The following is a 12,178-nucleotide window of genomic DNA, read 5'->3' on the forward strand; positions in this document are numbered from 1 at the left end:
ATTGGTTTTTTACTCATCTAATAAATGATTAATAATTTGTGAATCAATATCTTTAATAAAATTAAAAATACATTCAAATGCATTATTTAAATCATCATTAGAAATTGAAATTATTTCATTCGACACGGTTTTTCCATTACGATGAACAATATCGTGTCTATTTTTTATAATTTCATTGAGCTTGGATAGAAAAGACTCATTGAATTGGCAATGCAGAATGTTATGGTAAAGTCCTTTTACAAGGTTAATATTATGAAATGATATTTCATCAATTTCTCTAGAAATTTTTTCGTCTAAGGCATCTAAAAAATCAAAAAGTTCATTTGCATCTAATTTACCGCCTCTATGAAAACTTTTATAACTTTTAACGTATTTTCGTTTGATCGTTTCTCGCTCTAAGACTTGTTTTTTGAATGTATCGAATAAATATGCTTCCATTGCAGATATTGAACTAGATAGGAGCATCTTATTTAATACAGGATTTTTAGCTTCTAAAGTTTGAAGTTTTCTCAAATCATTTATAGATATCTCAAAATTTTCAAAAAAATAAGTTTTATTATTTTCTTGTTGAGCTAAATCTTCAAAGTCTTCAATCCAACCACCTTGATACAGATCAGTTAAGTCAACCTCACAAAATCCCTTAGTATTTTCTAATTCAATTAAAGCTATAGTTAAGCTTTCTAAGTGTTTACATGGAAAAGAACATGATGCACTCGCCATGACGCTAATATCAAAATTAAGAATAATATTAGATAGTGATGAAGCTAATTCATTATTTTTTATATCTGTATCAAGTTGATTTGAGCTAGAGTTTAAAAAATCGGGCAAAAGCCTTAACCATTTATCAAAATCTATATCCATTAATAAATTTAATTGTTCTTTGGATAATTTAAGAATTTCCTCATCTTCGAAATTTGAAGGTACTATTTTTAAATAATCAATCCATTGATTTATGGTTTCATTAAAGTCATTTATAGCAAAATTTTTATCAAATCCCGCAAGATTAAGTCTTCTTTTCAGTGTGTGTAAATCGACCCTATAACCAATAAATTTTATTTCTCCGTTTTTAATGATACGGACTCGGTCATTTTTATGAAAGAACCATTGGTCAAAATGGTTCTTCATATAGAATAATTCGTAATTATTTATAAGGGTCGAAGCATAACTTCCCATAGAAAGTTTTTATCCTTGATTGTTGAATTAATTAATTTTCCTTTATTTTACATATATCAGTTTGTTTTACTACTTAACAGCCAAATACCAACTCCACCATGCACGAATCAACACCCCCAAATTTATTGGTAAATCGCTATGACTACGGCCTAATGTCACACAGCTTGACACAAGACAAGCCACGCTTTGATGCACTAGTGAACCCCAATGGTGCACTGTGGTACATTTTTTAAGCATACTTAAGATAGGTCAATCGCCATCGTTTTGTTTCACTAGGCTTTCGTAGGGCTTTTTATACACCATTACGACTTAATTCACTTAATTTTAAATTTTGGCACGCTTTCTGCTTTTATTTATATACCACCTAAACAGAGGAGAGCAATCCACTTGATCACTCAACTACAATCATCGGTCAACTCATCATGTATAAAAAAAATTACAGTACATGAGCAATAATATGAAATAAGCCGGTGAATTAATCAACTCAGCTTAATTCCAAGCAAGCCCCATCTCAGCGTAGTGGGGCTTTTTTTTTGCCATTTTATCTGAGTTTGTCATCTAAATAATAAAAGCCAAAACTGGCACGCTTTCTGCATTTCCTTGAGTAATACAAAACAAAATTTTGGTAATACCCAAAAAAAGGAGATGTACATGAACGCTGCCAAACAGAAAAAAGTACTGCATCCATGGAAAAAATTTTTAATTGAACTTTTAAGTGCACGTGCCGGTTTATACGTGAAACAGGATCATTCGCGAGGATAGCACTGTGCCAAAACAAAAACTGGCACGTATCAGTATTACTGTGCCTGAACAAACGCTGAATGCGCTCGATCAAAAAATTGTAGAGCAGCACTACGAAAGTCGTTCGCAAGCTATTGTCGACATGATCAATAAATATTTAATTGCCGATCATATCGAACATAACGCGGTGATGGTTGGCACGTTGACTTTACTTTATGACGTGAGCCTAAAACCCTTGCGTACACAACTAATTGACCTGCAACAACAGTTTTTATCTCAAGTCATTAGTTCGCTGCATATTCAGCTCGATGACGAAAAAATTTTACAAGTGATGCTAATGCAGGGTGTTAGTGATGAACTACAGCACATTAGCCAACAATTTATTGCTTTAAAAGGGGTCATCAAAGGGCATTTGGAGATGATGGATGCCGTGATGCCACCCATTCCACAAAATCATGAAAAATAAGGAAGACTGACTATGTCAAAGTTATGGACTATTCAAGATTGGAAAACGGCGTATTTAACGCAAAAGATTCAGCTTAGCGATTTAATTCAGTACATCAAAACATTCAATAACGATGATCATGCCTGGATTGAAATTGCTTCAGCCGCGCATATTCAGGCACAAATTGATGCTTTAAAAGATCAATCTGCACAAGATTTACCACTCTACGGTATTCCATTTGCAGTCAAAGACAATATTGATGTTGCAGGCTTTCATACTACTGCTGCATGTAAAGAAGCGGCTTATTTGGCAACAGCGGATGCCAGTGTGGTCGCTCGCTTAAAAGCAGCTGGTGCCATTGTGGTTGGTAAAACCAATCTTGATCAATTTGCAACCGGTTTGGTCGGCGTACGTTCACCTTTTGGTGCAGTCAAAAATAGCTTTAATCCGGAATATATCAGTGGTGGATCAAGCTCAGGTTCATCGGTTGCCGTGGCGAATGGTCAGGTACCATTTTCTTTAGGCACAGACACTGCAGGTTCCGGTCGTGTTCCGGCAGGACACAATAATATTGTCGGATTAAAACCAACCAAAGGCTGGTTCTCAACAACAGGTTTAATTCCAGCTTGCCGTACCATTGATGTGATTTCAATATTTGCCTTAACAGTCGATGATGCATGGCAAGTTGCTCAAGTCATGCAAGGCTATGACGAAACGGATGAATATTCCCGTCCGCATCCGGCCAATGTACCAACGCAATTCTCTAAAGGCAAAATTGCCATTCCGGCACAACTGGAATTTTATGGCGATGCCGAAAGCCAAAAAGCTTTTGAACTGGCTGTAAAGCGCGTCCAGTCATTGGGTTATGCAGTTGAAGCAATTGATTTTAGTATTTTTAACCAGCTGGCATCTGCACTATATAACAAAGCCTGGGTGGCTGAGCGTACCAGTGCCGTAGAAAAAATGGTGCCACGTGAACAGGCACATCCTGTTATCGCCCAAATCATTGCTCAGGCAGATCAATTTACTGCTGTAGATAGCATGAATGCTGAATATGAACGTGCGCAATTAGCGCGCCAAATTAATTTAGCATTACAGTCTTATGATGCCTTAATAGTTCCAACTGCACCCACGATTTATACCATTAGCGATGTAGAAGCGGATCCTATCGTGAAAAACAGTCACATGGGGGCGTATACCAATTTCGTGAATTTTGCAGATCTTTCTGCATTAGCCTTGCCGAATACTATTCGGGCTGATGGATTACCCAGCGGTGTCACTTTTATTGCTCAGGCATGGATGGATCAGGCCTTGGCGCATTTTGGTCAAATATGGCAACACGCGGCAAATTTACCCCTTGGCACATCAAGTCTGCACTATGAAAAAACGCAAAATATAGCCTCTCAACATTCAGTCAAACTGGCAGTCGTCGGTGCCCATCTTACGGGGATGCCGCTGAATTTTCAGCTCAGCACCCGTGGTGGGACTTTATTACAGAAAACCAAAACGGCATCGAACTACAAACTGTATGCACTGAAAAATACCACACCGCCAAAACCCGGCTTGCAATGCACTGAAAAGGGCGGACAAGCCATTGAAGTTGAAGTCTGGGATATCCCGTTTGCCTTATTTGGACAGATTGTAGCGGAAGTTCCTGCACCACTCGGTATTGGGAATGTGCAACTGGCAGATGGAACTTGGGTGAAAGGTTTTATCTGCGAAGCTTATGCCTTGACGGATGCAACGGATATCAGTCATTTCGGCGGATGGCGTGACTATATTCAATCGATCAAAACGACTAACACAAAATTTAAATGCACTTGTATAGGGGAAGTATCACAATGATCAAAAAGTCTGTCATTTCAGTTGCCGTGCTCAGCACGCTATTTTTTTCCGGCTGTGACAACACCGCAAAGATTCCTGAACCTAAAGCCAAAGCTGAAGGTAGTGTAAATAGCAAACCAATTACCATCGGCTATAGCGACTGGCCGGGTTGGGTGGCTTGGCAAGTGGCGATTGAAAAGGGCTGGTTAAAAGAGGCAGGTGTCAATGCCGATTTCAAATGGTTCGATTACTCGGCATCACTTTCTGCTTTTGCAGCGAATCAATTGGATGCAGTCATGGTCACCAACGGCGATAATCTGGTCACAGGTTCTGGGGGTACCAAAGGCGTGATGATCATGGCAACGGATTATTCTGCGGGAAATGATGTCATCATTGCGAAAAACGGTATTAATTCCATCAATGACTTAAAAGGCAAAACCATTGCCACTGAAAAAGGCTTGGTTGATCACTTGTTATTATCGACCGCTTTAGATGATGCAAAAATTAGCTTAAAGGATGTGAAGCTGGTCAATACCATGACCAATGAATTGCCTCAGGTCTTTGCCACAGGAGATATTGATGCGATTGCGGTTTGGCAGCCGGTGGCAAATCAGGCTTTATCCGCAGTTGCTGGTTCAAAAATTATTTTTACTTCTAAAGACAAACCGGGGCTGATCTACGATACCTTAACGGTCAATCCTTCGCATTTAGAAGCCAATAAAGAGCAATGGAAAAAAATTATCCAGGTATGGGATAAAACCGTTAAATACATTAACGACCCTGCAACGCGCGCGGATGCGGCTGCAATTATGTCTAAACGGGTCGGTGTAGATGCAAAAGTCTATGAACAGTTTATTAATGGCACGCATTTGCTCGATCTAGAAGCAAACAAAAAAGTATTCACCAAGGGAACAGGATTTGATTCAATTTATGGTTCAAGTTATCACGTCAATAAATTCAACGTCAGCAATGGTATTTACACCACGGAAATGAATGTCGACAGCGTGATTGTGCCCACTTTGGTGGAAGAACTGAAATAAGCATGGCATGAAATTCAGCATCCCAAACCATGATTTGGGGTGCTGTAATCTTTAAGTGATTGACCTAAAAAAATCCCCAGAGCGGGGATTTTTTATCATGTGCATATAAAGCTTAGAGTTCTGTACTTTTGGAAAAGACATTAATAATGATAATGCCCACAATCATAAAGGCCAAACCAATGAAAGCAGGAATATCAAGTTGTTGCTTATAAACAAATAAACCCACTGTCGAGATTAAAATAATGCCAGCTCCGGACCAAATGGCATAAGCAATGCCCATCGGAATGGTTTTCATGGTCAATGACAGGAAAAACAAGGCAATGGCATAGCCAATAATCGTGGCGATAGCAGGCCAGAAAATGCTAAATCCATTCGATGCTTTTAAAGCAGAAGTTGCAATGACTTCCGCAATAATCGCAATAGATAAATAAATAAAAGACATAGGCCACCTACAGGGTTAATTTAGCGTGATACAAGAGGTGACTTTCTTCGGACTTTAACCAGTGTTCACTGTCTGGTGTGGTGAGCGTCTGCTTTTGAAACAGGTAATTTGACTGATAGATATCGATGTCAAAAATCAAATCAATTTGACGTCCGTTTAACCCGATACGTTGTTTTAAGGTTGAATCATCGATGATTTCAAAACCGTCAAAATTAAATGGCTGATCGCTTTGCTTAAATGAGGTGGTATAAGATTTCGTGTGACCCTCAGTGCCTATAGATACTTCAAAACTTTCAACATGTTCAATATTATGAGTGTCTAGCCCATCTGCTGTGAGATCCAAATGGCTCACGATGTTTTGTATTTCCGGCAAACGCGTCAGCGTATAGGCCACGTGCTGATCGCAGATAATCAGGCCACCATCCATTTTGAGCTGTTGACCTGTTTGAACATCCACAGCCGTTTTTAATCTTAAGCCTAAATACAGACCTGAATGGACTTGCTGACGCCAGTCTTCAACATACACATTGCTTGGTGAAAACTCTAAAATACAGTTTCCAATGGCATGAAGTTTTGCGGGCTCTGGCCATTGCACATGATTTTGATAATTTGAAGCATCAGCGACCTGCCATGAAAGTAGTGCTTTTTCTGCATCCCAAAGCGTGTTGCCAATCCAGCCTTGACGTTCATGGGCAGGTGTTTCGGTGCGATGTTTTAAACGTAAATCGATGCTGAAACTGCGTGATTGAAACCAATATACAATCGTATTTTCATCTGTCAGTCCATTAAAAAAACTAATACTTTTACGTCTGAATACACCATATAAGTAACAGGGAATCAGACCGGCAGTCGTTTGGCTCTCTGGTATTTTTTGGAGAATTTCAAACAGGTTCATGTGGTTTCCTTCTGTATTTCATTTAAACCGAATGAAGACAGGGGCACCGCATTTTTTAATACCAGTTCACCCGAGGCGATCCGTTGTTTTAAATATTGAAAGGTTTGCGCCGTTTGATTAAATAAATGTTCACCGCCAATCAACGCTGAATATCGAGGTGTATCTGTTTCAACAATAGGCTCAATCACGGTGTCGTAATTGCAGGCACAAAACAGCGGGAAGGAGTAACGCTCTTCGCAGACTTTTTTAACGCGATGTTTGGTGGCAAGATATTTACCATTGGACAAAATTTCCATCATGTCGCTAATATTCATCACCCAGGTATTTTCAATCAGCGGAATATCAACCCATTCGCCTTGTTTATTTAATACCTGTAAACCTGGCGCCGTCGGCAAAAGTAAGGTAAAGCACTCATAATCGGTATGCGCACCAATTCCTGCGGCATCCTTGACCTCAGGATTGTAGGGATAATGAATTAAGCGCAGCTGGCTCGGCACATCAGTGATTTTGGCATCAAAGAAATCTTCATTTACCCCCAGTGCCAAAGCAAAACTGCGGAAAATCTGTTGGCTAATAGCACGTAAATGTTGGTAGTACTGACTCACGATGCGCTTAAATTGGGCATCCTCTGGCCAAAGCGTAGGCCCGAGTAATGGACAGTCGCTTTTTGCACCTTGATAATCATAATTGACGTCGTAGGCTTCCTTTAAATCATAACTCTGGTCAGAGAACTGTTCCTCTCCAATCGGTACATAACCACTATGATTTTTCGATAAGCCAATATAACGCTGCATTTTAAGTTCAATATCTTGCTCAAAATAGGCTTTAGTGACCTGAATTAGATCTTGAACATATTCAAAATTAAACTGTTCACCGGTTACATATAAAAAACCACTGTCTTTACAGGCCTTATCCAAAGCCGCCGCGACCTCAAGTCGATCTGACAATGCAGAACTTTGCAGTTTTGAGATATCAACAAGGGGGAGTACATAGTGCGTTTGCATCGCAATCACCTCAATTGTTGGTCGTCCAACACAGCTTGAAAACCTCTGGGTCGTCCCACAGGCCTTAAGATTTATTTTGTCGTGCTGACTTTGGTCATGCGTGGAATAACCGGTAAATCTTCCAGCGCAGGATCAAGTTCGTCTTCTTGTGCATGTACCAGAAAATCGATCCGTTCGCGTAAGCGTTTAAATTCTGGGGTGAGTAACAGTTCTGGCGAACGCGGACGCGGTAAATCTACTTCGATAATTTCTTTAATTTCACCCGGATTGGCCTTTAACGCCACAATCCGATCAGCCAGTAAAATCGCTTCGTCCATATCATGAGTGACAAAAATAATGGTGATGTCGATGTTTTGCCATAAGTCCATCAAGTGTCGCTGCATTTTTTGTCGTGTATGCGGATCTAGCGCACCAAAAGGTTCATCCATCAGTAAAACCTTTGGTTCATTAACCAATGCACGGGCAATGGCAACACGTTGTTTCATCCCACCCGAAAGCTCATTCGGATAATGGTTTTCATATTTTTCCAAACCAATAATGTTGATCCATTCACGCGCATGAGCTTCTGCTGTCGCATGACTTTGCCCCTTCATTTTTGGGCCAAACATCACATTTTCTTTAACCGTTTTCCATGGAAATAGAGTGTAGCCTTGAAACACCATACCGCGCTCTGGACTCGGGCCATGAATTGGCTGACCATCGACTAAAAGTTCGCCGCTGGTGTAGTCATCAAGTCCAGCCACCACACGGCTAAACGTCGATTTACCACAGCCCGATGGCCCAATCACACAAATAAATTCGCGTTTATGAATTTGTAAATCCAGCTGATTTAAAACGGTGCGCCGTGCTTTGCCTGTGCCAAACACCTGGCTGAGTTTTTTTGCTTCTAAGATGACAGGGCGGGCATAAATACGCTTAAAATATTGCTGTGCATCAAATTGTTCTGGTTTTAATTCTGTTGTCATTATTTTGCTCCCACTTTCCATTTAAACATGCGTTGACCCAATTTCATTAAAATCACATCGCATAACAGCCCAATCACACCAATAATCAAAATCGCCGCATAGACATTGTCGAAATTTTGATAACGCGCTTGTTGAGTAATAAACCAGGTAATCCCTGAAGTCGTACCAATCAGCTCAGACACAATCAGGTAGGTCCACGCCCAACCTAAAAGTACCCGTAAATCCCGGTAGATATCGGGCATCGCTGCCGGAATAACGACATGAAATAAGCTTTTCAGTTTATTGGTGCCGAGGGTGTAGCCCGCTTCAATCAGGCCGCGATCAACCATACGTGTGGTATTGGCAATAATCAGAATTTGTTGAAATAAAGTCCCAATCACAATGATGGCAATTTTTGGTGCATCGTTGATCCCTAAAATGGCAACCGCCAATGCACCAAAGGCAGGTGCAGGCAAATAACGGAAAAATTCAACAAAGGGTTCGGTCAGCTGCGAAATACGTGCTGAAAAACCACATAAAATGCCTAAAGGAATACCAATCAGTGAGGCAATGAAAAAAGCAGTAAAGACAATTTTAATACTGTGCCACAGACTTTGATGGAACCATGGCGCATCCGATTGAACAGGCGCAGTGACAAAGGCCGTCACCAAAGCTTTTGCAACTTCATGCGGTGCAGGTAAATAAATCGGGTTGACCAATTTGCCTTGTGGTGGGGCTAATCCGGCATTCACTGCATTTTGCGCTTCACTATAGAAAGTGTTTTTATTGACACGACTATCGACTTGTAAATATGTCACGCTACCTGAATGGGTAATCTGTACTTGTGGATGCCAAATAAAAGGTAAATAGCTGACCGCACACCAAATCAAAATCGGTATCAGGAAAGAAGACAAGCCGAGTAATAACGTATTCCTTTGACTGAGCTCTTTTGCAACATAACTCATCTATATTTGCCCCAATATTACTATTTTTATAAACTGTAATATTGCTAAGCAAAATAAATGCCAGAATAATGCTTCAATTGATGGGCTATTTTAATTTACTGTTTGATTAAGTAGGGAAGATTAGTTGTCATCAAATTTAATCTCTTATTTATCATCAAAATAAATAATAAATATAAAAAAACTTGAATATTAGTTTAATTCATGTATTATTAACTCAACTAGAAAAAAAGTCTTGTTTCGGTAAATCTTCTTTAAGTATCGCAGTTTTAGTCATAATCCTTCGTTTTTTCAGATTTTAAGTTCCATTCTTTATTATTTTCAAGTTATGAATAGTCAACAAATTGGCTAAAAATTATTAAAAATCAGTAGGATTTATTATGTCTAACTCAAATGTTGTTAAAGGTACTGTTAAGTGGTTTAATGAAACTAAAGGTTTTGGTTTTATTCAACAAGAAAACGGTCCAGATGTTTTTGCTCATTTCAGCGAAATCGCTAGTTCAGGTTTTAAAACCTTAATGGAAGGTCAGCAAGTAGAATTCAGCGTTGCACAAGGTCAAAAAGGCCCAAATGCAGTAAATATCGTTGCTATCTAAAAGATATTAAAATACAAAAATTAGATAAACTAAATGTGATGTAAATTACGAATTATTTTTCTTATTTTGTATGCTAAAAAAGCCGAGAATCTCGGCTTTTTTTATGTCTATATACAATGTAATTCAACTTGTTCGACAGGGCAGTGAAGCTGTCATTTTTAAGTGCCTTCGCTCAATTCAAAGATATCAGTATCGTTTGATCACGATGACATATGATTGAAAAAATCATCTGCAAATTTTAAATCAAATCCGTCTTGATGCTATACGCAGGCTATCAAGTTTCTGCGTAATACTCTTCGGATTCTCATAATGAAGCCAGATCAACAACTAAGTAGTTACTAGCTTATTTGGACAGAATTAAATCCCGAATTTGCCTAAAAATCGTACTAAAATTTAAGTGCGAGTAAGATAAATATGAAGTTGTTCTTAGATGTATCTCATTTAACTTATGTTTACCTAAAGTTTAGTTTATATTTGAAATTATATTTAATTGGCAATAATTTTAATAACTTAGACGATTAAATTACTAGTTTACAAAATTCTAGGTTCATGAACCTAGTTAAACACATATATTTTTCGACTAAAAATGTCTTAAGAATAGACTAAATTTGTCTAGGATAGTGGTGGCAGTCCACCACTAATTAAAAGGTGTCTACAAAATCGGTGGCTATTCAATAAGTGTAGTTTACTATTTGGTATAAAATATTATGCTGAGGCTAGGGTTTGATAGCTAGGATTTCTGTTTGGCTTTTTGGCGTAAGACATACAAATATAAGCTTTCTACTTTTTCACGTGCCCATGGTGTGGTACGTAAGAATCGCAATGATGATTTAACACTTGGATCTATGCAAAAACATCTAATTTCAATTTTACGATTTAAGCCTTCAAAGCCACCGTAGTAATCCAATAATTCATCCAAAATTTCAGCAAGTTTTTTGCCGTGTAAAGGGTCATTGGAGGTGTTCATAATAGATCAACCATATTTCGGGAGGCCATTATTATAACCTGAGCTAGTTAGAAAATGAGAGGGTTGGAATTTAAACGTAATTAACATAGAAAATTACAGCTTATATTCCTATTTACAACAGTGCTGATGAATAAAATATTTCAAATTTGAATTGCACAATATTTAACATAATATACATTATACGAAATGTAAGTTATTTATAAAAAGCTACATAACTGTAGCTTTTTATAAATAACTTACAGAACTTCGAATTCGATTCGACGGTTTTTTTTCCGACCTTCGACTGTTGTGTTATCTGCAACAGGCTTGTTTGAACCTAGACCTTCAACACTTAAACTATTTGTTGGAATATTTTTTCCAATTAAATAATTTTTTACAGCAACTGCACGTTCTTGGCTTAAAGCTAAATTTTTAGCTGGATCACCTGAACTATCTGTATGACCAATAACTTTTACTTTCTTTCCAGCAACCTTGTTTAATGCAACGGCCATTTCATCCAAAATTTTGATGCCCGATTCAGCCAATATTGCACTGCCAGATTCAAACTCAATAATTCGTTTTTTTAAAGCCTCATCAATAATTTTCTGTTCTGCCTGATTCACTGTTAATTGCACATTTAAACGATATGGTGCTTGAACCAAACTTTGAAAATTTGCTGTGGTTGGCTGAATATCATTTTGATTCGACATTTTTCCAGCTAATTCAACCTGTGTACCACGTACAGACAATTTCCCTTGTTTAACTTTTTTTAACTCTGGCGTAATGACCTTAATAACTGAATCACTCCAGCCATTTGGTGCAGATACAGCACGAACCTGAATTTTATCAACTACTTGATCTACACCGTAAACAGCATACATTTGATTCAAAATCGCTTGTTTACTCGCTTCATTGGGTACAGCACCTTCAACTACAATCGGTTCTGCATAAGCAATGACTGGGACACTAGTCATAAGAAAAGCGATATAAAAAATACTTTTAATTATTTGTTTTTTCATAATTTTTATTCATTAATAAATGTTTGTTTAAAGTAAGCGTCCGCTGAACCCCACTTTTCTTATCTGCTCAATATCCCGATAGTGTCCATTATTTATTATAAATGGACATTATGTTTATGGCCTTAGACACTTTTATAGACACTGAAC

General features: G+C 38.3%; 12 protein-coding genes. 4 read left to right on the forward strand and 8 right to left on the reverse strand.

Translation table 11 applies throughout. The features are described from left to right. Nucleotides 1-9: 9 nt before the first annotated feature. The gene (locus HLH18_RS02775; RefSeq protein ID WP_171529229.1) at nt 10-1,173 is read right to left on the reverse strand and encodes a HEPN/Toprim-associated domain-containing protein; all 1,164 of its coding nucleotides are present in this window, start codon (nt 1,171-1,173) and stop codon (nt 10-12) included. A gap of 766 nt (nt 1,174-1,939) precedes the next feature. Between HLH18_RS02775 and HLH18_RS02780 the strand changes: the two genes are divergently transcribed. Genes HLH18_RS02780 through HLH18_RS02790 form a run of 3 tightly spaced genes read left to right on the forward strand, consistent with a single transcriptional unit; the run spans nt 1,940 to nt 5,223 of the window. Beyond that, the gene (locus HLH18_RS02780) at nt 1,940-2,380 is read left to right on the forward strand and encodes a CopG family ribbon-helix-helix protein (RefSeq protein ID WP_171529230.1); all 441 of its coding nucleotides are present in this window, start codon (nt 1,940-1,942) and stop codon (nt 2,378-2,380) included. Between the two features lie 12 nt (nt 2,381-2,392). After that, entirely contained in the window at nt 2,393-4,204 is a 1,812-nt protein-coding gene (gene atzF, locus HLH18_RS02785; RefSeq protein ID WP_171529231.1) for an allophanate hydrolase, read from the forward strand. Continuing rightward, a complete protein-coding gene (locus HLH18_RS02790) occupies nt 4,201-5,223 on the forward strand; it encodes an ABC transporter substrate-binding protein (RefSeq protein ID WP_171529232.1) in 1,023 nt (340 codons plus the stop codon). The genes atzF and HLH18_RS02790 overlap by 4 nt, the downstream gene beginning before the upstream one ends. Before the next feature lie 112 nt (nt 5,224-5,335). On the opposite strand, the gene HLH18_RS02795 is transcribed toward HLH18_RS02790, so the two are convergent. The 5 genes from HLH18_RS02795 to HLH18_RS02815 form a co-directional block, all read right to left on the reverse strand. Beyond that, nucleotides 5,336-5,665 (reverse strand): DMT family transporter, encoded by a 330-nt coding sequence (locus HLH18_RS02795; protein ID WP_171529233.1) that lies wholly within the window; start codon nt 5,663-5,665, stop codon nt 5,336-5,338. Between the two features lie 7 nt (nt 5,666-5,672). Further along, a complete protein-coding gene (locus HLH18_RS02800) occupies nt 5,673-6,560 on the reverse strand; it encodes a hypothetical protein (RefSeq protein ID WP_171529234.1) in 888 nt (295 codons plus the stop codon). After that, nucleotides 6,557-7,564, reverse strand: a complete 1,008-nt coding sequence (locus tag HLH18_RS02805) for an isopenicillin N synthase family dioxygenase (protein WP_171529235.1) — start codon at nt 7,562-7,564, stop codon at nt 6,557-6,559. The genes HLH18_RS02800 and HLH18_RS02805 overlap by 4 nt, the downstream gene beginning before the upstream one ends. A 71-nt stretch (nt 7,565-7,635) precedes the next feature. After that, nucleotides 7,636-8,529: an ABC transporter ATP-binding protein gene (locus HLH18_RS02810; RefSeq protein ID WP_171545691.1), complete on the reverse strand. Its 894-nt coding sequence runs from the start codon at nt 8,527-8,529 to the stop codon at nt 7,636-7,638. Then, a complete protein-coding gene (locus HLH18_RS02815) occupies nt 8,529-9,473 on the reverse strand; it encodes an ABC transporter permease (RefSeq protein ID WP_171529237.1) in 945 nt (314 codons plus the stop codon). The genes HLH18_RS02810 and HLH18_RS02815 overlap by 1 nt, the downstream gene beginning before the upstream one ends. 377 nt (nt 9,474-9,850) lie before the next feature. Here HLH18_RS02815 and HLH18_RS02820 point away from each other — a divergent pair, with 377 nt between their 5' ends. Continuing rightward, nucleotides 9,851-10,066 carry a cold-shock protein gene (locus HLH18_RS02820; protein ID WP_067723482.1) on the forward strand — a complete coding sequence of 72 codons (216 nt, stop codon included), beginning with the start codon at nt 9,851-9,853 and terminating at the stop codon, nt 10,064-10,066. A gap of 730 nt (nt 10,067-10,796) precedes the next feature. Here the strand turns inward: HLH18_RS02820 and HLH18_RS02825 are convergent. Further along, a complete protein-coding gene (locus tag HLH18_RS02825) occupies nt 10,797-11,033 on the reverse strand; it encodes a VF530 family protein (RefSeq protein WP_131287023.1) in 237 nt (78 codons plus the stop codon). A gap of 236 nt (nt 11,034-11,269) precedes the next feature. Then, nucleotides 11,270-11,986: an OmpA family protein gene (locus HLH18_RS02830; RefSeq protein ID WP_250852359.1), complete on the reverse strand. Its 717-nt coding sequence runs from the start codon at nt 11,984-11,986 to the stop codon at nt 11,270-11,272. Nucleotides 11,987-12,178: the final 192 nt, after the last annotated feature.

Source organism: Acinetobacter sp. ANC 5414 (assembly GCF_013004295.1).
Taxonomy (GTDB): domain Bacteria; phylum Pseudomonadota; class Gammaproteobacteria; order Pseudomonadales; family Moraxellaceae; genus Acinetobacter.